We start from the raw sequence: 22,113 nt of genomic DNA, 5'->3' as shown, positions 1-22,113 counted from the left end.
GTCGCCGGAGCGCTGCGCGGCGACGCCACGCTCATAGGCGGCTTCGGCCTGCGGCGAAGGCTCGGCGAAAACCGCGCCCGTGACGGCCAGGTTGAGGCATGCGTGACGCCTCGGCGAGGGTCAGTTGACGGCGTCGAAGGTCTCGGGGCGGTGCTCGATGCCGAAGCGGTCGGTGGGCCAGAAGACGACGGCTACGCGGCCGACGACGTCGGAGACGGGTACGAAGGCACTCGCGCAGGCCTCGTCGCCCGACCTCTGGCGTTCGGGGCTGCACAGGTGGAACGACGAGTCGGCGGAGTTGGCGCGGTTGTCGCCCATCACGAAGAGCCGGCCCTCGGGAACGACGGCCTTCCAGCCCCGGCAGCCGCCGCGGGGGTACGTGCCGTTGTCCTGCGCCATCGGGCCGTCGCACGTGCCTGAGGGGGCGATGAACGAGGACGCGTCCAGCGGAGTGCCGTTGACCACGATGCGACCCGACTCGCAGCACTCCACGGTGTCGCCGCCGACCCCGATGACCCGCTTCACCAGGTGGTCACCGGACGGGTAGAGCCCGATCTTGGCGAGCGCGGCCTTGAAGCCGGTCGGCGCGGGCGGGACCTCGTTGGCCGAGAGCCAGTTGCCAGGGTCGGCGAAGACGACGACGTCGCCGCGCTCAGGGGTGCCCATCCAGTAGGACGGCTTCTCGACCAGCACCCGGTCGTTGACCTCCAGCCCGGGCTTCATCGATTCCGAGGGGATGTAGAACGCCTGGGCGAGGAAGGTCTTGATGACGACCGTGAGCAGGATCGCCATCACCGCGATGATCAAGATCTCGACGATCGAGCCCAGAGTGCTTCTCGACCGTCGGTCCGACTTCGCCGACGTCTCCCGCTCTGCCCCCATGGTCAGACCCTATCCAGACGGTGCCCCGCCGGTTGCGATCCGGAAATCATGGGCGCGAAGTGTCCGTCCTGTCCTAGGGTTCCACTCCCCGCCGGACCCGAGAGGTGGGTGTCTCCCGAGCGACGGACCAGGCGGCCACCATCCAGCGGTCCGCGGCACTCGCCGAGGTTCTGGTGCCGACCGTCGACCTCGCGGCCGCGTTGAGCTTCGAGCGTGATGGGGCCCTGGCCGGCGTTCCTCCCGTAGTGACCAGGCCGTTGCAGGAACGGACCGACCTCGCGGCGGAGGCGTGGCGTGTCGGCGTACGGGACATCGACCGCGGTGAGGACGAGCAGCTCGACGCGACGCTCGATCAGATCGATCGGGCGCTCGCCGACATCGACGACCTGCGTACGCAGGCCCGCGAGCCCGGCGAGGAGGCGCAGCAGCGATACACCGACCTGATGAACGACCTGTTCGGCATCGCCGCGCACCTGCCGGAGGTCACGGATGCGCGGACCGCCTCCATGATCGAGGCGCTGGGCAGCGCCCCCGAGACTTGGGAGTCGCTGAGCCAGGAGCGCCTGCTCATGACGACCTTCCTGTCCAGGGCGCAGAGGCCCGGCGTGCAACGGCTTGGCGAGAAGGAGCTCGCGTCCCTGGTCGAGGCCGAGGCCGGGCTGCGGAGCTCGCTCGCAGACTTCTACGAGAAGACCTCCGACCAGCAGCGGGAGGCGCTCGACCGGCTGACCCGGGGCACGGCCACCGAAGGAGCGGTCGGCGTCCCTGCGCAGCAGATCGTCAACCAGGTCATCGCCGAGAGCGGCGCCGACTCGTCCGCCGCTGCCCCGGACGTCTACGTCATGTCCAGCACTGGGTTCATGCGGGATCTGCAGGGCGTGCTCAGGGCCGCGGTGCAGGAGATCGTCGAGGACCTGCGGGTCGAGCGAGACGAGGAGACTCGAGCCGCGCTGACCGCGGTCGTCCTGACCGTCGCCGTCGTGGGTCTCCTGGCCGTGCTCGTCATCGTGCTCACTGTCGTGCTGGTCGTCCTGGCCTCGCGTCGCTGCTCCGCGGCAGCCCCTGGAGTACGCGGATAGGGTCAGAGCGTGTCCGACCTCGATCAACGGCTCAGCGCTCTCGAAGCGGATCTCAAGTCTCGGGGGAGCGTGCTGGTCGCCTTCTCCGGGGGCGCAGACAGCGCTTTCCTCCTGGCGGCCGCGACGAGAGCCCTGACCAGCGCGAACGTCGCCGCCGCGACCGGCTACTCCCACAGCCTCCCGATCGCGGAGCGGGACCCGGCCGCGGAGTTCGCGAGGAGCCTCGGCGTACGCCTCGTCACCCCGCAGACCCACGAGATGAAGCGGGAGGGCTACCGCGCCAACGGCACCGACCGATGCTTCTTCTGCAAGGCGGAGCTGCTCGACACTCTGATCCCGCTGGCCGGCGAGCTCGGCCTGGCCCATGTCGCCACCGGCACCAACGCCGACGACGCGGTCGAGGGGCTCCACGGTCTCCGCCCCGGCATCCGCGCGGCCGCCGAGCGTGGCGCGATCACCCCGCTCAAGGACGCCGGCCTGACGAAGGCGCAGATCCGCGAGGCCTCACGCCGTTGGGAGCTGCCGACCTGGGACAAGCCGGCCGCTGCCTGTCTCTCGAGCCGGATCGCCTATGGCCTCGAGGTCACGCCGAGGCGCCTCGCGCGCGTGGAGAGAGCAGAGCAGGGCGTACGCCGCGTCCTGGCCGCCCGCGGCCACGACGCCGCCAGGGTGGACCTGCGGGTGCGCGACCACGGGGAGAAGGCCACCGTGGAGCTGTCGGCTACCCTCCTGCCTCTCGAACCCCACCATGCCGACGAGGTGCTCAAGACCGTGACCGACGCAGGATTCACCGCCGTGGAGATCGACCCACGCGGCTTCCGCTCCGGATCGATGAACCAGAAGGCAGCCAAGTGAGCGAGCGTCAGCGAGTGAACCACGAGCGCAACACGCCGTCGCCTTCGTATTCTGGCGCTTGCGCTACGGAGGGGGCGGCGTGAGGGAGTTCTGGGACACGATCACCGCGACCCAGACCGTCCCCGAAGCGCCCTGGCTGATCGGCGCCGGACTCGTCGCTCTGACGCTGGTCATATGGCGTGGGAGCTGGAGCACCGTACGACTCGGCGTCACCGTGGTCCACGAGGCCGGCCACGCGGTGGTGGCGGTCCTGGTCGGCCGGCGCCTGTCCGGGATCAAGCTCCACTCCGACACCTCGGGGGTCACGCTCTCCCGAGGCAAGCCTACCGGGCCGGGGATGGTGGCGATGCTCGCCGCCGGCTATCTCGCGCCGGCGCTCCTCGGTCTGCTGAGCGCGACCATGCTCGCGGCCAGCCACGCCCTGGGACTGCTGTGGCTGCTGGTGGCGGCGATGCTCGTGCTCCTGCTGTGGGTACGCAACGGCTACGGCCTCGTCGTCCTGCTGGTGCTCGGCGCCGCACTGGGCGCGATCAGCTGGTACGCCGACGGCCGCCTCCAGACGATCGTCGCCACCTTGGTGACCTGGCTGCTCCTGCTCGCCTCGCCGCGGCCGCTCCTCGAGCTCCTCGGCCGCGGCGAGCGAGGCCGCCGGGGATCCGACCCCGACCAGCTCGCCGGCCTGACCGGCATCCCGTCTGTGCTCTGGATCCTCGTCCTGCTGGCCGTCAACCTCGCCGGCCTGGTGGTCGGCGTACAGACCCTGATCCCCGACTTGAGCTGGATCTAGAGGATCAGAGCTCGAACTCGTCGGCGATCTGGCGCAGCGCGGGGGAGACCTTCTTCGCCAGCTCCCGCGTGGGCGGGCGCCCCTGGGCGTAGCCGTCCCGGATGTCGTCGAGGAGCTTGATCACGTTCTCGACGATCAGCTCCATCTCCTCGGGGTTGCGGCGCTTGGCGGCCCGCTGGCGCCCGGCGACGGAAGGCGCGCGCTCCAGGATGGTCACCGAGAGCGCCTGCTCACCACGGCGCCCCTGGGCGATGCCGAACTCGACCCGGGTGCCGGCCTTCAAGGTCTTGGCAGTGCCCTCTGGGAGCGCGTCGGCGTGGACGTACACGTCCGGACCGTCGTCCTGTGACAGAAACCCGAAGCCCTTGGTGGCGTCGAACCACTTGACCTTGCCAGTAGGCACGGCAGCTTGCCCCTTCCTCGCGCATCAGCGCTTCAAACGTACGTCGTCCGGCGACTTTGACGGCCGACGCGGAAGAGCCTAGTCCTCGCCGCCCAGAGACGCGTGGGGTATTCCCCTCTCCGGTCATCGGCGGCATCGACGGGCATCGGATGGTTCGACGTATCGTCCCTCACGCGGGTGGGGCATATACTCCGCCTGCCCCTCCATAGATTTGCAAATGATTTCGTACACCATTGGTAATCGAGACCACTTATGACGTAAGTTTACGTCGCCAAAGACTGCAGACAGGTACGCCCGGGTGCCAGCAGTCTTCGCGGCGGGGGACTGGGGTGTGCGCCACAGATGGTGCGCGCCTCTCGGGATTGATGTGACATGGCCACGAGAGGGAGTAATGGCCGAGCCATACGCAAGCACAGCCCACCGTCCGGAACGTAAGCCCTGGCAGGGAATTCGAGCGCGCCTCATCTTCGTGCTGCTCGTCCCGACCATCGCGGCGATGGTGTTCGGTGGGTTGAGCATTTCGCGCGCCCTCTCCGCCCAGGCGGAAGCACGCCAGGCCGAGACCGTCGCCCAGGCGCTGCCTGACACCTACAACCTCGCGATCAACATCCTCTTCGAGCGTGACGGTGCGCTCGCTGGTGTTCCCGAGGTCGTCATGCGGCCGCTGCAGCAGACGACCGATGAGTCGATCGAGGCGTGGAGCGCCAAGGCGAAGGAGATCGACGCCGGCGAGGACAAGGACCTCGAGAACAGCATCGTCGAGATCCAGCAGGCGCTGAACGGCATCGACGACCTGCGTGCGCAGATCCAGGAGAAGGACACCCAGGTCGAGGCCCAGCTGGCCTACACCACCGTGATGAACAACCTCTTCGGCATCTCGGCGCAGATGCCGACGCTCGAGGACGACGAGGTCTTCTCGAAGATCTCCGCGATCAGCAACGTGCGCTCCGCCTCAGAGGCCATGGGTGTCGAGCGCGCGATCATGATGAAGGCGCTGAACGAGAAGGCCGCCGCCGAGGGGAGGGGTGAGACCAACCCCGACGTCCTCAGCGACGCCCAGTTCGCCGAGCTCGCCCGCGCAGAGGCCAAGTGGCGCCTGTCCACGGCGGACTACTACGTGAAGACGTCCGACGAGATCCGTCAGGTTCTCGACGAGCTGACCAACGAGACCACCGAGCAGGGCTCGATCGGGGCGCCTGCCCACCGGGTCGTCAACCAGGTGATCTCCAGCGGCAGCATCGACCGGGTCAAGATGACCCCGGACCAGTACACCGAGGCCAGCACGGAGTTCATCCGTGGTCTGCAGAAGCTGATCGTCCAGACCGCCGAGGAGATCAGCGCCGACGTCGCTCAGATCAAGTCCGACGCGAGCCGCGACGCCATCATCATCGGCCTGCTGGTCCTCGGCGTTCTGATCTTCGCCCTCGCCGTCGGGCTGGTCGCGGCCCGCTCCATCCTGTCGCCGCTGAGCCAGCTGCGTCGTCTGGCCTACAACCTGGCCAACCACGACCTGCCTGAGCGAGTCGCCTACATGAACCAGGCCGAAGGCCCGGTCGACACCCATGTCGAGCCCCTGGACATCGCTCGCCGAGACGAGATCGGTGACGTCGCGGACGCGTTCGACGCGGTCCACGTCGAGGCGATCCGACTGGCCGGCGAGCAGGCCGAGCTGCGTACGAACGTCGACAAGATGTTCATGAACCTCTCGCGCCGTTCGCAGAGCCTCGTCGAGCGCCAGCTCCAGCTCATCGACCAGCTCGAGGCCAACGAGCAGGACCCGGATGACCTCGCGAACCTGTTCCGCCTGGACCACCTCGCCACCCGAATGCGCCGCAACGACGAGTCCCTCCTGGTTCTCGCCGGCGGCGAGATCGGCCACGCCGCTCGTGGCCCGGTCCCGGTCCTCGACGTGCTCCGCGCCGCGGCCTCCGAGATCGAGCAGTTCGCCCGGGTCGACATCGACTCCGACGAGAACGCCGAGTTCGAGGGTGCGATCGCAGGTGACCTCGTGCACCTGCTCGCGGAGCTGATCGAGAACGCCACCAACTTCTCCCCGCCCGACACCGCGGTCACGATCCGCACCTTCCGCGCCGGTCCGGCCGCGCCGCTGCTGGTCGAGATCGAGGACCTCGGCATCGGCATGACGCCGGAGGAGCTCGACGCCGCCAACATGAAGCTGCGCCGCGCGACCGGCCTCGACGCCGACGTCGCCCGGATGATGGGTCTGGTCGTGGTCGCGCGCCTGGCGGCGCGTCACGGCCTCTACATCGAGCTCGTGCCCAACCGCCCCCGCGGTGTGGTCGCGCGCGTCGAGATGCCGGTCACCACCATCGTCGGCGCTCACGCCGTCGAGGCCCCGTCGGGTCAGCAGCAGGGCTTCGACGCCTACGCCTTCCAGCAGGGCGGCTACGGCCAGCAGGCCGGCGGCTACCCGGGCACCGGCGAGCTCCCCTACGAGATGCAGTACGGGATGCCGGCCTACGACGCCCAGCCGCATACCGGTGGCAACCCCTACGACGTGCCTGTCGGCGCCCTTCCGGCGCCCGAGGCACCCATGGCCTCCGCCGCAGCGCCCCCGGCGCTGCCGAGCCGTACGCCCGGCGCCTCCAACCACCCCAACCTCTCCGGTGGCGGTTCGGCGGGCTTCGCACAGCAGGGCGGCGACGGTCAGTCCGGCCAGCACAACGGCTACGGTCAGACCGGCACCCACACGGGTCAGCAGCCCGCCTACGGTGGCGTCCCGCCGATGCCGGGCGACCCCGGCTTCGAGCCGCACACCGCACGCACGGGCAGCTTCCCGGCCCAGCCGCAGCAGTTCAGCGGCAGCCAGCAGCAGTTCGGTGCGGACCCGTTCGGCTCCCATCAGCCGCCGGCCCCGCAGCAGAACCAGAGCGGCCCGCAGCAGAACTTCCTGTCCAGCATGCTCCCGGTTCGCAAGGCCGAGGACCTGGCTGCGCGCTTCCCCGACGGTCGCTTCGACCCGAGCACCGACGCCGGCGAGCTCCCTCGTCGCGAACCGGGCGGCCAGGGTGGCAGCCCGTTCGGCACCGACACCGGCGCGTTCCGCACGTTCGAGCGTCCCAACGAGCGCACCACGCCGCGCACGCCGCCGCCGGGCTTCGGTCCCGACGACGACCCGTTCGGTCCTGCCGGTGACGCGATCGCCCCGAGCCCGATGGGCCCGATGGCTCCGGAGCCGACCAACTCGGCGAACCCGCTCGACTCGACCACCGAGGTTCCGATCCTCGATGACGAGGGAAGCTCGATCTTCGACGACCTCCAGTCCGAGTGGTTCACCCGCCGTCGCCCGCTGGGCGCGCGCCGGGCGATGGAGGCCAAGGGCGACCCGCTCACCGACCCGATCGCTGCTCCGGCCGCCAAGACCGACACCGGTGCCAGGGCCGGCGACGCCGCTGCTGCGGCCGCCCCGGCGGGTGCTCCCGTCGAGGAGCCGGCGGCTCAGGACGACGAACCGACCACGCCGACGAGCTGGTCCTCGCCGGGTGACGAGGGTTGGCGACGGGCGCAGGAGCTGGAGCAGCTGCAGGAGCAGGAGCCAGCGACGGTGACCCAAGGTGGCCTCCCGGTGCGTGTCCCGGGTCAGAACCTGATCCCAGGTGCGGCCCCAGCCGTCACCCCAGCGGCCTCAGGTCCGCGTAATATGGACGCTCGCCGCACCCGTGGCCTGTCCAGCTTCCAGAAGGGCGTCAGCCGCGCCCGCAACAACCCCGCTGAGGCGGAAAGCAACCCCGAAGGTGAGGAGCAGCAGTGACAACGGCCCCCGCAGGACTGGACTGGCTTGTCGACAGCCTGACCCAGCGCACCCCTGACATCGCTCACGCGATCTTGGTGTCGGCTGATGGCATGCCGATGGCCAGCTCCGTCGACTTCCCCCCGGACCGGGCCGACCAGCTCTCGGCGATCGCCTCCGGTCTCACCAGTCTTACCCAGGGAGCAGCTCGGTGCTTCGCGGCGGGTAATGTCCAGCAGATGGTCATCGAGATGGATGGTGGCTATCTGGTCCTCATGGCGGTTGGTGAGGGCTCCAGCCTTGCTGCCCTTGCCGCCCCCGACTGCGATCTGGGACAGGTTGGCTACCAGATGCAGCTGTTGATCTCGCGTGTTGCCACCGCCCTCACCCCCGACACCAGAACCGGCGCCTGATCAGTGCCCCGACCCTAGGACCGAGATCGTGAGCAACCACGCATCCGAACCGCCGCCGCTGGTCAGGCCGTATGCCCTGACCCGTGGCCGCACGCAACCCAAGCGCGTCTTCCCGATAGAAGCCCTGGTGATCACGGACCGCTACGTGATCGACGGCTACGTCCGGTCGCCCGAGGAGCGGACGATCGCAGAGCTCTGCCGTGAGAGCCGTTCCGTCGCCGAGGTAGCGGCGCTCATCCGGGTGCCCCTGGGTGTCGCCCGAGTCCTGATCGGTGACCTTGCGGAGCGCGGCGTGGTGCAGGTGCACGCCAGCAAGGTCCCGGACGCCCCGGACACCGCTCTCCTCGAGCGCGTGCTGTCCGGCCTGAGGAAGCTTTGACAGGAGTATTGCAGTGACCACCGACTCCAAGCAGGCGACAATGTCTGCGAAGATCGTCATCGCCGGCGGGTTCGGCGTTGGTAAGACGACCTTCGTGGGTTCCGTCTCGGAGATCGTTCCGCTGACGACCGAGGCCGTGATGACGCAGGCGACCGCCGGCGTCGATGACCTCTCCGCAGTGCCGAACAAGAAGACCACCACGGTCGCGATGGACTTCGGCCGGGTCTCCCTCGACTCCGACCTGATCCTCTACCTGTTCGGGACACCCGGTCAGAACCGGTTCTGGTTCATGTGGGACGACCTGACCCAGGGTGCCATCGGCGCTGTGGTGCTCATCGACACCCGTCGTCTCGCCGACTCCTTCGGCGCGATCGACTACTTCGAGTCCCGCAACGTGCCGTTCGTCGTCGCCCACAACGTCTTCGGCGCCAACCAGGCCTACAAGCCGGAGCAGATCCGCGAGGCTCTGGCTCTGCGCCCGGACATCCCGATCGTCACCTGTGACGCCCGCGACCGTCAGTCGACCAAGGCGACGCTGATCTCGCTCGTCGAGTACGTCCTCTCCATGGTCTCCACGCGCGCTCTGCAGTAATCCAGCGACAGCCAGCACCCGCCGTAGCCATGCTCGGCGGGTGTTGTCGTCTCAATACATGCCGTGACTGTGCAGTAGCGGCGTACGTCTGGGAGGATCACGCGTTGTGCGGAAGTTCAGGTTGTGGTGGCGCAAGGTGACCCCGAAGTGGAACCTGAGACGCCTGTGGGCGAAGATGTGGATCGTGATCTCGACCCCGTACGCCGATGCGACGGCCGTCGCTGCCGTCGACGAGGCCCGCGCCGCGCTCCTGTCCGACGTGCCAGCAGGTGACGTCGGAGAACACCTCGGCCATGTGGCCGAGGAGGGCGCCGGCCCAGGCGTCGTGACCCACCTGTTCGCCTGCTCCCGCAAGGGGTACGTGGGCTGGCACTGGTCGGTCACGCTCGTCACCGTGCCCACCCTGGACGGTCCGGGATTCGGCGTCGACGCTCCGGTGACGATCAACGAGATCGTCCTGGTCCCCGGTGACGCTGCGATCGTCGCGCCCGCCTGGGTGCCCTACCGCGAGCGGATCAAGCCAGGCGACCTCTCGCCCGGGGATCTCCTCCCGGTCGAGGACGACGACGCGCGGCTGGTCCCGACGTACGCCTTCGGTGACGACCCGCTCGACGCCGACGAGAAGGCCCAGGTGCGCGAGGTCGCGAAGGACCTCGGCCTCGGCCGTGTCCGGACCCTGTCCACCTCCGGCTTCGACGCCGCCGCGGAGCGTTGGTACACCGGCGACGGTGGTCCCGAGGCGCCGCTCGCGCAGGCTGCCCCCGACCAGTGCCACAGCTGTGGCTTCCTGGTCCGGCTGACCGGCCATCTCGCGTCGAGCTTCGGCGTCTGCGCCAACGGCGACGCCAACGACGACGGCAAGGTGGTCAGCCTCAACCACGGGTGCGGTGCGCACTCGGAGGTGCGGCTGGCGAAGAAGCACGAGCCGCTGCCGCTGCCGGACCCGGTCTTCGACACCATCAGCGCCGACGTCGAGACCTTCTAGGCCTCTCAGGCTCTGGCGCTGCCCTAGAGCTGCAGCCCCTCGGCGCGCAGCCGGCGCACCTTGCGGCGCCGGGTCAGCTCGATGCCGATGGCGCCGATGCCGAAGGCCGCCAGGCAGGTCCAGATCCACCAGGTCCAGCCGCGGTCGTTGAGCAGCCCCCAGAACGGGAGCAGGGCGACGAACCCGACGAGCCAGCCGAGAGTGGCGAGCTCGAACGCCCGGATGCCGTCCTCGTCGACCAGCTCGATCTTCGGCTCCGGGCGCTCCGCGGCGGGCTCCTCGACAGGCGGCTCCTCGTAGCCGTAGTCCTGCGGGTAGCCGCCCACCTCGGGGTAGTGGCCGCCGTCGTACCCGTCGTACTGCTGCTCCGGGTAGGCGCCGGAGTAGTCCTCGTCGCGGTACTGGTCGTTCATGCCGCCGCCTCCGTCGATGTGGGCGAAGAATACGGACGCGGCGGCCTGAGGCCTATGGTCGCTCGCTGGCGCTCGCTCATGCCTCCCAACCTTAGTGGGCCTTGGGTGGGCGATAGTCTGGGCCTGCCGAGCAGGTCTCGGCATGGCCCGACGACCTGGGAGGTTCCTGATGGCTTCGCTTCGCTGCCCCTGTGGCACCAACTTCCGCACGGAGACCGACGACGAGCTGGTCGAGAAGGTGCAGGAGCACCTCGCCGAGGCTCACCCCGGCCGCACCTACAGCCGCGACGACATCCTGATGCTCGCCGCGATGTCCTGACCGAGCCGTTCTGTTCGACCGGCCACGCGCCGGGCTCGCCATCGGGCACCGATCTGTGATTCTCCGGGAATAGTTAGTTCCGGTAAGTAGTTATGCTTGCCGACATGCCTATCGCACAGCCCGTTCCCGCGTCCGACGCGACCTCTGACATCCCCGAGGTCGCGTCGGTGCTGCGCACCTCCGTCATGCGGATGCGCCGCCGTCTCGCCAACGAGCGCCACCCCGACAACGACCTCTCCCTGGGGTCCATGGCGGTGCTCGGGGCGTTGTACGCCAACGACGAGATGACCCTCGGCGCTCTCGCCGGACGCGAGCGGGTCCAGCCGCCGAGCATGACCAGGATGGTCAACTTCCTCGAGGAGGGCGGCTACGTCGTACGCCGCCAGGGCGAGACCGACCGCCGCCAGGTGCTGGTCTCGATCACCGACAAGGGTCGCCGGACCGTACGCAAGGACCGGCTCAGTCGGGACGCCTGGCTTGCCCAGCAGCTCGTCGACCTCGATGCCGACGAGCTCGCCGCTATCCGCACTGCCGCTTCGATCATGGAGAGAATCGCTACCAGTTGAGCCCCACGTTCCGTTCCCTGCGCAGCCACAACTACCGCCTGTACCTAGCCGGCAGTGTCGTCTCCAACGTCGGCACCTGGATGCAACGCATCGCCCAGGACTGGTTGGTCCTGAGTCTGGGCGGCGGGGGAGCGGCGCTCGGCATCACGACCGGCCTGCAGTTCCTGCCCATCCTGCTGCTCAGCCCCTACGCCGGGGTCATCGCGGACCGCTTCCCGAAGCGCCGCCTGCTGCAGGTGGCCCAGGGCTGGATGGCGCTGATGTCGCTGCTCCTCGGTGTGCTCGCGGTGAGCGCCAACGCCGAGGTGTGGATGGTCTACCTGGTCGCCTTCCTCTTCGGCATCGGTGCCGCCTTCGACGGCCCCGGCAGGCAGTCGTTCGTCTCGGAGATGGTCCACCCCGACGATGTCACCAACGCCGTCGGCCTCAACTCGGCCTCGTTCAACCTCGCCCGCCTGGTCGGACCGGCGACGGCCGGTCTGCTCATCGGCGCGCTGGGCGGCGGTCCCCAGGCGACCGGCTGGGTCATCCTCATCAATGCCGTCTCCTACCTTGCCGTCATCGGACAGCTGCAGCGGATGAACACCGGCGAGCTCCGCTCGCCCGACCCGGTCGCCCGGCGGCGCGGGATGCTGCGCGAGGGGGTCGGCTACATCCGTACGCAGCCCAAGATGCTGATGGTGCTCGTCATCGTCTTCTTCGTCGGCACGTTCGGGGCGAACTTCCCGATCACCTCGGCGCTGATGGCGACCGAGGAGTTCGGCAAGGGCGCCAGCGAGTACGGCCTCCTCGGCACCGTCCTGGCCGTCGGCTCGCTCTCGGGCGCGTTGCTCGGCGCCCGCCGCACCCGGATCCCGCTCCGGCTGATCGTGGCGGCCTCGATCGGGTTCGGGCTGTCCGTCATCATGTCGGGGTTCATGCCGACGTACGCCTTGTTCGCCCTGACCGGCCCGATCGTCGGGTTCTGCACGATCACGGTGCTCAACGCCTGCAACGCCACCATGCAGACCGAGGCGGCACCCGAGTTCCGCGGCCGGGTGATGGCGATCTACATGACCGTCCTGATGGGCGGCACCCCGCTCGGGGCCCCGCTCATCGGCTTCATCGGCGAGCACTTCGGCGCCCGCACGACCTTGTACGCCAGTGGCACCATGGTCCTGTTCGGCACGCTTGCGGGGGTCCTGCTCCTGGTCGCGCTCCGAGGTGGTATCCGGGCCGTTTTGACCCCCTCTCAGGCCGCCGGGTAGCCTCTGAAGCGTGTCTGGGACAACCAGGCCGTCGCGCGTGCCCGGAACAAGCTCGAGAAAAGGTCTCGGACCCGGGTTCGGCGCCCTCTAGCGGGGATTCGGTTCGAAAGATCCGTCTTCATGCTGTTGAGGTATGGGCGACACGCCCGACCTCGGGGGCGAGGCGGAACCAGTTGGTATCGCACCACCTGGACGCACAACATTGGATCCTTCGCGGTAGAGCGCCGCGTAGTGAGAGCAGAAAAGAAGGGGAACCACCGAGGTGCCCACAATCAACCAGCTGGTCCGCAAGGGCCGCGAGGACAAGGCGACTAAGTCGAAGACGCCTGCCCTCAAGGGATCGCCGCAGCGCCGTGGCGTCTGCACGCGCGTCTACACCACCACCCCGAAGAAGCCGAACTCCGCCCTCCGGAAGGTCGCCCGTGTGCGCCTCTCCTCCGGCGTCGAGGTCACCGCTTACATCCCGGGCGTGGGTCACAACCTTCAGGAGCACTCCATCGTGCTCGTCCGTGGCGGTCGTGTGAAGGACCTCCCCGGCGTTCGCTACAAGATCATCCGCGGCACGCTCGACACCCAGGGTGTCAAGAACCGCAAGCAGGCCCGTTCGCGCTACGGCGCGAAGAAGGAGAAGTGACATGCCTCGTAAGGGTCCCGCTCCCAAGCGTGCGCTCGTCGTCGACCCCGTCTACGGCTCGCAGCTCGTAACCCAGCTCGTCAGCAAGGTCCTGCAGGACGGCAAGAAGCAGGTCGCTCAGCGCATCGTCTACACCGCGCTCGAGGGCTGCCGCGAGAAGACCGGCACCGACCCCGTGGTCACGCTCAAGCGTGCGATGGACAACGTGAAGCCGGCCATCGAGGTCAAGTCCCGCCGGGTCGGTGGCGCGACCTACCAGGTTCCGATCGAGGTCAAGGGCACGCGTGGCACCACGCTCGCTCTGCGCTGGCTCGTCGGCTACGCCCAGGACCGTCGTGAGAAGACGATGGCCGAGCGTCTGATGAACGAGATCCTCGACGCGAGCAACGGCCTCGGCGCCGCTGTGAAGAAGCGCGAGGACACTCACAAGATGGCCGAGTCCAACAAGGCCTTCGCGCACTACCGCTGGTGACGTAAGGCGGGGTGCCTACCGCACAATGGGGGCACCCCGCCCCTCCAGACCGAAGACAATCTCTTTAAGGAACGCTGAAGACAGTGGCCGTCGACATCACCACGGACCTCAATGTGGTCCGCAACATCGGCATCATGGCGCACATCGATGCCGGTAAGACCACCACCACCGAGCGCATCCTGTTCTACACCGGTATCTCGTACAAGATCGGTGAGGTCCACGAAGGCGCAGCCACGATGGACTGGATGGAGCAGGAGCAGGAGCGCGGCATCACGATCACGTCTGCCGCGACGACCTGCTGGTGGAAGGACCACCAGATCAACATCATCGACACCCCGGGGCACGTCGACTTCACGGTCGAGGTGGAGCGCTCGCTGCGCGTCCTCGACGGTGCCGTCGCCGTCTTCGACGGTGTTGCCGGTGTCGAGCCGCAGTCGCAGACCGTGTGGCGTCAGGCGAACAAGTACGCCGTCCCGCGGATGTGCTTCGTCAACAAGCTCGACCGCACCGGTGCCGACTTCTACATGGTCGTCGACTCGATCGTCGACAAGCTGCACGCCACCCCGCTGGTGCTGCAGCTGCCGATCGGTGCCGAGTCCGACTTCATCGGTGTCGTCGACCTGGTCGAGATGCACGCCAAGGTCTGGCGCGGCGAGACCGAGATGGGTGAGGACTACACGGTCGAGGAGATCCCCGCCGACCTCGCCGACAAGGCTGCGGAATACCGCGAGAAGCTGGTCGAGACCCTCGCCGAGGCCGACGACGACATCATGGAGGTCTACCTCGAGGAGGGCGACGTCTTCGACGTGCCCACCCTGAAGGCCGCCATCCGTCGCGCGACCCTGGCCGACAAGCTCAACCCGATCCTCACCGGCACCGCGTTCAAGAACAAGGGCGTCCAGCCCCTGCTCGATGCGGTCGTCGACTACCTGCCCTCGCCGCTCGATGTCGAGTCGATCATCGGCCACGACGTCAAGGACGAGGAGGTCGAGGTCACTCGCCAGCCTTCCGAGTCCGAGCCGTTCTCCGGTCTGGTCTTCAAGATCGCCTCCGACCCGCACCTGGGCAAGCTGTTCTACCTGCGCGTCTACTCCGGCAAGGTCGAGGCGGGTGCGACCGTGGTCAACCCGATCAACGGCCGCAAGGAGCGCATCGGCAAGATCTACCAGATGCACGCGAACAAGCGTGAGGAGATCGCGTCGGTGGGCGCCGGTCAGATCGTGGCCGTCATGGGTCTGAAGGACACCAAGACCGGTCACACCCTGTGCGACCCGACCAACCCGGTCGTGCTCGAGTCGATGTCCTTCCCCGCTCCGGTGATCGAGGTCGCCATCGAGCCGAAGACCAAGAGCGACCAGCAGAAGCTCGGCACGGCGATCCAGCGGCTCACCGAGGAGGACCCGACCTTCACGGTCAAGTCCGACGAGCAGACCGGCCAGACGATCATCGCCGGTATGGGCGAGCTCCACCTGGAGGTCTTCGTCGACCGGATGAAGCGCGAGTTCAAGGTCGAGGCGACCGTCGGCAAGCCGCAGGTCGCCTACCGCGAGACGCTTCGCAAGAAGGTCTCGAACCACAGCTACACACACAAGAAGCAGACCGGTGGTTCGGGTCAGTTCGCGAAGGTCGTCATCTCCGTCGAGCCCAACATCGACGAGGAGACGGGCCAGGGCGCGGGCTACGAGTTCGCCAACAACGTCACCGGTGGTCGCGTGCCGAAGGAGTACATCCCTTCGGTCGACCAGGGTGCGCAGGACGCCATGGAGTTCGGCATCCTCGCCGGCTTCCCCATGGTCGATGTGAAGGTATCGCTCGAGGACGGCGCCTACCACGACGTCGACTCCTCCGAGCTCGCCTTCAAGATCGCCGGCAACCAGGCCTTCAAGGAGGCCGCCCGCATGGCGAAGGCCGTTCTGCTGGAGCCGATGTTCGCCGTCGAGGTCACCACCCCGGACACTTTCCTGGGCACCGTGATCGGCGACATCAACTCCCGCCGCGGCCAGGTGTCTTCGCAGGAGGAGCGTCACGGCGACATGGTCGTCAACGCGCTCGTCCCGCTTTCCGAGATGTTCGGGTACGTCGGTGACCTCCGGTCCAAGACCAGTGGTCAGGCGTCGTACTCGATGGAGTTCGACTCGTACGCCGAGGTTCCCACGAACGTCGCCGACGAGATCATCAAGAAGGCCCGTGGCGAGTGACCTTCGGGTCGCCCGTCCAGGGACTTCGGCAGCACCACCTTTCAGTACGAGTCAGTAAGAAAATCACACCAGGAGGAGCCCACAGTGGCTAAGGCGAAGTTCGAGCGGAACAAGCCGCACGTCAACATCGGCACCATCGGTCACATCGACCACGGTAAGACCACCCTTACCGCGGCGATCTCGAAGGTGCTGCACGCGAAGTACCCGGACCTGAACCCGGAGTTCGCGTTCGAGGACATCGACAAGGCCCCCGAGGAGCGCCAGCGCGGGATCACGATCTCGATCGCGCACATCGAGTACCAGACCGAGTCGCGTCACTACGCTCACGTCGACTGCCCGGGTCACGCGGACTACATCAAGAACATGATCACCGGTGCCGCGCAGATGGACGGCGCGATCCTCGTGGTCGCCGCCACCGACGGCCCGATGCCGCAGACCAAGGAGCACGTGCTCCTGGCCCGCCAGGTCGGCGTGCCGTCGATCGTCGTCGCGCTCAACAAGTGCGACATGGTCGACGACGAGGAGCTCATCGAGCTCGTCGAGATGGAGGTGCGTGAGCTCCTCAGCGAGTACGAGTTCCCGGGTGACGACCTGCCGGTCGTGCGCGTTGCCGCCTTCCCCGCCCTGCAGGGCGAGGAGAAGTGGATGGACTCCGTCGCCGAGCTCATGCAGGCCGTCGACGACTACATCCCGACCCCGGCTCGTGAGACCGACAAGCCGTTCCTGATGCCCGTCGAGGACGTCTTCACGATCACCGGTCGTGGCACCGTCATCACCGGTCGTATCGAGCGCGGCATCGTCAAGGTCGGCGAAGAGGTCGAGATCGTCGGCATCCGCGAGACCTCGCAGAAGTCGACCGTCACCGGCGTCGAGATGTTCCGCAAGCTGCTCGACGAGGGCCAGGCCGGCGAGAACGTCGGGCTGCTGCTCCGCGGCACCAAGCGCGAGGACGTCGAGCGCGGCATGGTTGTCATCAAGCCGGGCACCACCACCCCGCACACCAACTTCGAGGGCTCTGTCTACATCCTCTCGAAGGAGGAGGGTGGCCGTCACACGCCGTTCTTCAACAACTACCGTCCGCAGTTCTACTTCCGGACCACGGACGTGACCGGCGTTGTGACCCTCCCCGAGGGCACCGAGATGGTCATGCCGGGTGACAACACCGAGATGTCGGTCGAGCTCATCCAGCCCATCGCGATGGACGAGGGTCTGAAGTTCGCTATCCGTGAGGGCGGTCGCACCGTCGGCGCGGGTCGCGTCACGAAGATCATCAAGTAAGTGATCGTCTGATCCAACGTGGAAGGTCCCCGGAGCCGCAAGGCGAAGGGGGCCTTTCGCGTTGGACTAGATGCTCCTTGTTTGCTTAGTAAGCGCCGACTCGGCGCAAACGGACCGGAGCGAAGCGAGGACCGGATTGCGCCGCGTCGGCGCGCCACGAGACCAAGGTAAGAAACGTGACAGACCCAATCCGCCCAGCAAGACCTCACCAAAAGCTGCTCGACGACGGCCGCACGGTAAGAGAGGTCCTCACCTACGCCCGCCGCGGCAGCCGCCTGGACGCCAAGCAGCAAAAAGCCTGGGACGCGTACGCAGCAGACTGGGTCATCCCCGACGAGGCGGTCGACGAGCCGGGCTTCTCGCTGGAGAGCTGGTTCGGTCGCAACGCTCCGCTGATCGTCGACATCGGCGGGGGCGTGGGGGAGGCGACCGCGGTGTTGGCGGCAAACCGTCCCGAGGCCAACATCCTGGCGCTGGAGGTCTGGCGGCCCGGCGTCGCGGAGAGCCTCGCCCGGGTGGGTGCAGCCGGGGCGACCAACGTACGGTTCTGCAGCGTCGACGCGCTCTGGACCCTCGAGAACCTCGTCGCCCCCGAGTCGGTCAGCGAGGTCTGGACCTTCTTCCCCGACCCGTGGCACAAGACCCGTCATCACAAGCGACGCCTGGTCACGCCCGCCAACGCGCGGATGGTCGCCGAACGGCTCCAGACAGGTGGCACCTGGCGGCTGGCGACCGACTGGGTAGAGTACGCCGAGCAGATGGTCGAGGTCCTCGACGCCGAGCCGCTGCTGAGCGGTGGCGTGGTCGACCGCTGGGACGAGCGTCCGATCACCAAGTTCGAGCGGAAGGGGCTGGCCAAGGATCGGGTCATCACCGACCTGCTCTACCGGAGGCGTTGACCCGAACTACCCGTGTCGTGACTGATCTGTGGCGCTGGAGCCGCAAGGATCAGTGCCATGAAGTGGTACGCCGATACGCCCACGCGGCGCGTTGCCCAGCTGTTCGCCGACCTGCTGACGGTGGTGTGGGTCGTCGGGTGGGTCCTCATCGGCAGGTTCGTCCACGAGATGGTCTCGGCGCTCGCCCTGCCCGGCGAGAAGATGGACGCCGCCGGCACCTCGCTCTCCGAGAGGATGCTCGAGGCGGCCGGCAGGGTCGATGACCTGCCGCTGGTCAAGGACGGGATCGCGGCGCCGTTCACGGGGGCCGCGAAGGCGGCCGACCAGCTCGCCGCGGCCGGCGAGGCGCAGGTCGAGGCCGTGGCCAGCATCGCGATCGGGCTGGCGATCGCGGTCGTGGTCGTTCCGGTGCTGATGTGGATGCTGGTCTACGTGCCTCTGCGGTGGCGGTTCATCCGCAGAGCCACCTCGACGCAGCGGTTCCTGAAGGCCGGCACCGGCGCCGACCTGCTCGCCCTCAGGGCGATATCGACCCAACCGCTGCACAAGCTGGTGAAGATCAGCGACGACCCTGTCAGGGCCTGGCGCGACGGCGATCCCGACGTGGTGGCGAAATTGGCCGCGCTGGAGCTGAGGTCCGTTGGACTGAAGGGGTAGTCCGGTAGCGAACTGCCCATATACCGGCGAGTAATAGGCAGTTCGCTACCGGACTACCCCGTCGACCCCTAACTTCGCGACGTCAGGCGAGTGCGGAGGTCTTTGTCGCGGGCTAGCCGGGCGACGTCCCTGTCGCGGCGGGTTGCGAGCACTGCGGCCAGGTAGGCCTCGGGCGGTGTGCCCGGGGGAGGGCCAGGGGCGACGTAGGTCTGGACGTGGGTCGCCAGGCGCTCGGCGAGTGCGTGGCGGCGGACCGGATCGGTGGAGGTGCCGACCTCGCCGGAGAGGAACCGGCGCACCGCCAGGCTCAGACCGACGGGGATGGCAGCGACGTCCGCACGGGAGGCCCAGGCCGCGAGCCCGGGCGGCATCTGGACCGGCGCCGGACGGTTCAGCGGAACCCGGACGCGGATGACGTAGGTCCCGGCCGCGATGTCGCCGAGGCGCTTTCCGCGGGGGTGGATCATCGCCGTGATCAGGGCAGCGGCACCGCTGGTGCCGTAGATCTCGACGACGCCGACCAAGGCACGGATGAACGCGTGGTGGAAGCTGATCGCGCCGCCGTCGTCCCGCACCGTCCGCAGTCCGAGCGCCAGCTTGCCGAGCGACCGGCCGCGGGTGAGCGTCTCGATGGCAGTCGGGAAGACGACCAGGACCGCGGCGGTCGCCGCGATGTAGGCGGCCCAGGCGAGGGCCTCGTCGGTGTCGAAGGTCGCGGTCATGAAGAGGATCAGAAAGACCACCAGCAGGACGCAGGTCACCAGCACGTCGATCAGCCCTGAGAGCAGCCGCATCCCCAGCCCGGCCGCCGGCAGGTCGAGGGCGACCGCGTCGCCGGTGACGAGGTCGTCGTCGGTCAGCAGCTCACGTTCTTGGGGGAGGCTCTGCTCCTGAGGACGTCGCTCGGGCGATTGCGGCGCGAGGGTCATGGCGGTCAGCGTACGCTGCGGGCGTGGATCTCGATGCGTATCTGGCCGCGACCGCGGCCGACCGGACCAGGCTCGAGGAGCTGTTGGCAGAGCGCCGGCTGAGCGGTGCCCAGGCCGACGAGCTGGTCGAGCTCTATCAACGGGTGAGCACCCAGCTCTCGGTCGTACGCAGCAACGCCCCGGACCCGACGGTGGTCCAGCATCTCTCGGTGCTGCTGGCCGCGGCCCGCAACCGCACCACCGGCACCCGGACCAGCACCTGGTCCGGCGTCCTGCGGTTCTTCACCCGTCGGTTCCCGGCCGCGCTCTACCGGCTGCGCTGGTGGTGGCTGGGGATGCTGGTGGCCAACGTGGTCGTCACCGCGGTGATGATCTGGTGGCTCCTGCGTCACCCGGAGGTCGAGCAGTCGCTGCTCGGCCCGGAGCAGGTCAGGCAGCTCGTCGAGCACGACATCGAGGGCTACTACAGCGAGCATGCGGCCTCGTCGTTCGCCACCCAGGTCTGGGTCAACAACGTCTGGGTCTCGTTCATCTGCATCGCCCTGGGCGTGCTCGGGCTGCCGGTGATCTACTCGATGTTCCAGAACATCTCCAACCTGGCGATCCTCGGCACCCTGATGCACCGTCATGACCGCGGCGGCCAGTTCTGGGGCCTGATCCTGCCCCATGGCCTGCTGGAGCTGACTGCGGTCTTCGTCGCCGGCGCCGTCGGGCTGCGGATCTTCTGGTCCTGGATCGACCCCGGGCCGCTGACGCGCGGTCAGTCGATGGCCCGGGAGGGCCGCACCGCCGGAGGCATCGCCCTCGGGCTCATCGTCGTGCTGCTGATCTCCGGCATCATCGAAGCCTTCGTCACCCCATCGCCCCTGCCCACCTGGGCCCGCGTCGGCATCGGCATCCTCGCCGAGGTCGCGTTCTTCGCGTACGTCTTCATCGTCGGCCGCGCCGCCGCCTCTCGCGGCGAGACGGGTGACATCGACGAGCGGCTGCTCGAGGACCGCGTCGCCACCCAGGCGTAGGCCATGGCCTAGAGCTGACCGGTGGCCTTGAGCTGGAGGTAGTGGTCGGCGAGAGCGGGTGGGAGGGACTCGGCGTCGGCGTCGACGATGTCGACGCCCAAGGTGCGGAGCATGGCGGCGGTGTGCTCGCGGCGGCGGAGGGTCTGCTCGGCGGCGGCCGCGGCGTAGACGTCCTCGAGGGTGTCCCGCGCGGCTGCTGTGGCCTCGAGCTCGGGGTCGCGGACCGAGGCGAGGACGACGCGGTGGTGCTGGGTCAGGACCGGCAGTACGGGAAGGAGCGACTCCTCGATCGCGTGCGGATCGAGGGGCGTCAGCAGGACCACGAGCGCGCGGTGGCGACCGAGACCCGCGACTGCGCCGGCGAGATTGGACCAGTCGGCCTCGGCGATGACCGGTTCGAGGTCGGCCATCGCCTCCTGCAGACGCTGGGTGACGTCGCGCTGTCCGGCGAGCCGGACCCGGGAGCGGACGCGCAGGTCGCCGGCGATGAAGTCGATCCGGTCGCCTGCCCGGGAGGCGATGGCGGCGAGCAGGAGCCCGGCATCCATCGCCGAGTCGAGCCGCGGCACCCCACCGCCGGTGCCCTCGACCCGGGCGGCCGAGGTGCGGGACGTGTCGAGCACCAGCACGACGCGGCGGTCCCGCTCCGGCTGCCAGGTGCGGACCACGACGGTGCGGGAGCGGGCGGTGGTGCGCCAGTCGATGGAGCGTACGTCGTCGCCTCGGACGTACTCCCGCAGCGAGTCGAACTCCGTCCCCTGCCCGCGCACCCGCACAGCGGCCCGGCCGTCGAGCTCACGCAGACGCTGAAGCCGGGACGGGAGGTGCTTACGCGACTCGAACGCGGGCAGGACCCGCACCGAGCCGCCGACTGGGCGGGTGCTCTGCCGTGCGCCCAGGCCCATGGGCCCGAAGCTCCGGACCGTCACCCCGAGCGCGCGCAGGTCTCCGCGGCGGCGCGGCCGCAGCGGCGTACGCAGCCTGGTGCTCTCGCCTCGACCGAGCCGGATCCGGTGTCGGTTGCCAGTCGCGCCGGCCGTGGGCTGCCAGGCGTCGCGCACCATCGCTCTGACGCGCCGACCGGGGGAGCGGAGCACCAGCTCCGAGGTCGTCGAGTCGCCCAGCCGGATCCCGCCGAGCGGCTTCCGGCCGATCTCCAGAGCCGCCGGATTCGGAGCCAGGACGACATCGGCCAGCACCAGCACGACCACGAGCACGATCCAGATCGCAGCAGTGTCCGCCCCCGGCCGCAGGACGACCGGGATGATGCCGGCCAGCATGAGCAGCGCGACGCGCCAGGTGATCGCCATCAGCGCCGCCTCGACTCGGAGAAACTGACGTCTCGAGCCAAGAAAC

At 68.4% G+C, this 22,113-nt stretch carries 23 protein-coding genes; 18 read left to right on the top strand and 5 right to left on the bottom strand.

The window, feature by feature from the left end; genetic code table 11:
- Window positions 1-120: 120 nt before the first annotated feature.
- Window positions 121-882 carry a signal peptidase I gene (gene lepB, locus H5T77_RS11040; RefSeq protein ID WP_292648957.1) on the bottom strand — a complete coding sequence of 254 codons (762 nt, stop codon included), beginning with the start codon at window positions 880-882 and terminating at the stop codon, window positions 121-123.
- A gap of 104 nt (window positions 883-986) precedes the next feature.
- Here lepB and H5T77_RS11035 point away from each other — a divergent pair, with 104 nt between their 5' ends.
- From H5T77_RS11035 to H5T77_RS11025, 3 genes are all read left to right on the top strand, one after another.
- Window positions 987-1,961 carry a nitrate- and nitrite sensing domain-containing protein gene (locus H5T77_RS11035; RefSeq protein WP_292648954.1) on the top strand — a complete coding sequence of 325 codons (975 nt, stop codon included), beginning with the start codon at window positions 987-989 and terminating at the stop codon, window positions 1,959-1,961.
- A gap of 9 nt (window positions 1,962-1,970) precedes the next feature.
- The gene (gene larE, locus H5T77_RS11030; protein ID WP_292648951.1) at window positions 1,971-2,816 is read left to right on the top strand and encodes an ATP-dependent sacrificial sulfur transferase LarE; all 846 of its coding nucleotides are present in this window, start codon (window positions 1,971-1,973) and stop codon (window positions 2,814-2,816) included.
- A gap of 79 nt (window positions 2,817-2,895) precedes the next feature.
- The gene (locus H5T77_RS11025; RefSeq protein ID WP_292648948.1) at window positions 2,896-3,603 is read left to right on the top strand and encodes a M50 family metallopeptidase; all 708 of its coding nucleotides are present in this window, start codon (window positions 2,896-2,898) and stop codon (window positions 3,601-3,603) included.
- 4 nt (window positions 3,604-3,607) lie between these two features.
- Here the strand turns inward: H5T77_RS11025 and H5T77_RS11020 are convergent, their stop codons facing one another.
- A complete protein-coding gene (locus H5T77_RS11020) occupies window positions 3,608-4,006 on the bottom strand; it encodes a cold-shock protein (RefSeq protein ID WP_292648945.1) in 399 nt (132 codons plus the stop codon).
- Between the two features lie 469 nt (window positions 4,007-4,475).
- Here H5T77_RS11020 and H5T77_RS11015 point away from each other — a divergent pair, with 469 nt between their 5' ends.
- The 5 genes from H5T77_RS11015 (at window position 4,476) to H5T77_RS10995 (ending at window position 10,126) form a co-directional block, all read left to right on the top strand.
- On the top strand, window positions 4,476-7,778 hold the full coding sequence (locus H5T77_RS11015) for a sensor histidine kinase (RefSeq protein WP_292648942.1): 3,303 nt from the start codon (window positions 4,476-4,478) through the stop codon (window positions 7,776-7,778).
- Entirely contained in the window at window positions 7,775-8,170 is a 396-nt protein-coding gene (locus H5T77_RS11010) for a roadblock/LC7 domain-containing protein (protein ID WP_008360946.1), read from the top strand. Before H5T77_RS11015 ends, H5T77_RS11010 begins: the two co-directional genes overlap by 4 nt.
- Before the next feature lie 28 nt (window positions 8,171-8,198).
- Window positions 8,199-8,549 carry a DUF742 domain-containing protein gene (locus H5T77_RS11005; RefSeq protein ID WP_179659719.1) on the top strand — a complete coding sequence of 117 codons (351 nt, stop codon included), beginning with the start codon at window positions 8,199-8,201 and terminating at the stop codon, window positions 8,547-8,549.
- A gap of 13 nt (window positions 8,550-8,562) precedes the next feature.
- A complete protein-coding gene (locus H5T77_RS11000) occupies window positions 8,563-9,141 on the top strand; it encodes a GTP-binding protein (RefSeq protein WP_008360949.1) in 579 nt (192 codons plus the stop codon).
- Between the two features lie 175 nt (window positions 9,142-9,316).
- Window positions 9,317-10,126 carry a DUF3027 domain-containing protein gene (locus H5T77_RS10995; RefSeq protein ID WP_292648980.1) on the top strand — a complete coding sequence of 270 codons (810 nt, stop codon included), beginning with the start codon at window positions 9,317-9,319 and terminating at the stop codon, window positions 10,124-10,126.
- Between the two features lie 23 nt (window positions 10,127-10,149).
- Here H5T77_RS10995 and H5T77_RS10990 read toward each other — a convergent pair whose 3' ends face one another.
- A complete protein-coding gene (locus tag H5T77_RS10990) occupies window positions 10,150-10,539 on the bottom strand; it encodes a DUF2530 domain-containing protein (protein WP_292648932.1) in 390 nt (129 codons plus the stop codon).
- A 169-nt stretch (window positions 10,540-10,708) separates the two neighbouring features.
- Here H5T77_RS10990 and H5T77_RS10985 point away from each other — a divergent pair, with 169 nt between their 5' ends.
- The 9 genes from H5T77_RS10985 to H5T77_RS10945 all read left to right on the top strand — a co-directional run bounded on the left by H5T77_RS10985 (window position 10,709) and on the right by H5T77_RS10945 (window position 18,809).
- Window positions 10,709-10,858 carry a DUF1059 domain-containing protein gene (locus H5T77_RS10985; protein ID WP_091052351.1) on the top strand — a complete coding sequence of 50 codons (150 nt, stop codon included), beginning with the start codon at window positions 10,709-10,711 and terminating at the stop codon, window positions 10,856-10,858.
- Between the two features lie 104 nt (window positions 10,859-10,962).
- Window positions 10,963-11,424, top strand: coding sequence for a MarR family winged helix-turn-helix transcriptional regulator (locus H5T77_RS10980; RefSeq protein WP_292648929.1), 462 nt, complete (start codon window positions 10,963-10,965; stop codon window positions 11,422-11,424).
- Window positions 11,421-12,671: an MFS transporter gene (locus tag H5T77_RS10975; RefSeq protein WP_292648927.1), complete on the top strand. Its 1,251-nt coding sequence runs from the start codon at window positions 11,421-11,423 to the stop codon at window positions 12,669-12,671. Before H5T77_RS10980 ends, H5T77_RS10975 begins: the two co-directional genes overlap by 4 nt.
- Before the next feature lie 262 nt (window positions 12,672-12,933).
- Window positions 12,934-13,305 carry a 30S ribosomal protein S12 gene (rpsL, locus tag H5T77_RS10970; protein WP_091052356.1) on the top strand — a complete coding sequence of 124 codons (372 nt, stop codon included), beginning with the start codon at window positions 12,934-12,936 and terminating at the stop codon, window positions 13,303-13,305.
- Between the two features lies 1 nt (window position 13,306).
- Window positions 13,307-13,777 carry a 30S ribosomal protein S7 gene (rpsG, locus tag H5T77_RS10965; RefSeq protein WP_292648923.1) on the top strand — a complete coding sequence of 157 codons (471 nt, stop codon included), beginning with the start codon at window positions 13,307-13,309 and terminating at the stop codon, window positions 13,775-13,777.
- Window positions 13,778-13,860: 83 nt separating this feature from the next.
- On the top strand, window positions 13,861-15,975 hold the full coding sequence (gene fusA / locus H5T77_RS10960; protein ID WP_292648920.1) for an elongation factor G: 2,115 nt from the start codon (window positions 13,861-13,863) through the stop codon (window positions 15,973-15,975).
- Between the two features lie 84 nt (window positions 15,976-16,059).
- Window positions 16,060-17,253 (top strand): elongation factor Tu, encoded by a 1,194-nt coding sequence (gene tuf / locus H5T77_RS10955; protein ID WP_292648917.1) that lies wholly within the window; start codon window positions 16,060-16,062, stop codon window positions 17,251-17,253.
- A 176-nt stretch (window positions 17,254-17,429) separates the two neighbouring features.
- Window positions 17,430-18,152: a tRNA (guanosine(46)-N7)-methyltransferase TrmB gene (trmB, locus tag H5T77_RS10950; protein WP_292648914.1), complete on the top strand. Its 723-nt coding sequence runs from the start codon at window positions 17,430-17,432 to the stop codon at window positions 18,150-18,152.
- Window positions 18,153-18,209: 57 nt separating this feature from the next.
- Window positions 18,210-18,809, top strand: a complete 600-nt coding sequence (locus H5T77_RS10945) for a hypothetical protein (protein WP_292648911.1) — start codon at window positions 18,210-18,212, stop codon at window positions 18,807-18,809.
- 68 nt (window positions 18,810-18,877) lie between these two features.
- Here the strand turns inward: H5T77_RS10945 and H5T77_RS10940 are convergent, their stop codons facing one another.
- On the bottom strand, window positions 18,878-19,738 hold the full coding sequence (locus tag H5T77_RS10940) for an RDD family protein (RefSeq protein WP_292648909.1): 861 nt from the start codon (window positions 19,736-19,738) through the stop codon (window positions 18,878-18,880).
- Window positions 19,739-19,761: 23 nt separating this feature from the next.
- Between H5T77_RS10940 and H5T77_RS10935 the strand changes: the two genes are divergently transcribed.
- Entirely contained in the window at window positions 19,762-20,757 is a 996-nt protein-coding gene (locus tag H5T77_RS10935; protein WP_292648907.1) for a stage II sporulation protein M, read from the top strand.
- Between the two features lie 8 nt (window positions 20,758-20,765).
- Here the strand turns inward: H5T77_RS10935 and H5T77_RS10930 are convergent, their stop codons facing one another.
- Entirely contained in the window at window positions 20,766-22,067 is a 1,302-nt protein-coding gene (locus H5T77_RS10930) for a DUF58 domain-containing protein (protein WP_292648905.1), read from the bottom strand.
- Window positions 22,068-22,113 lie beyond the last annotated feature (46 nt).

It is taken from the genome of Nocardioides sp. (assembly GCF_014360585.1).
In the GTDB taxonomy this organism is placed as follows: domain Bacteria; phylum Actinomycetota; class Actinomycetes; order Propionibacteriales; family Nocardioidaceae; genus Nocardioides.
This window is presented reverse-complemented; position numbering and strand designations above follow the sequence as displayed.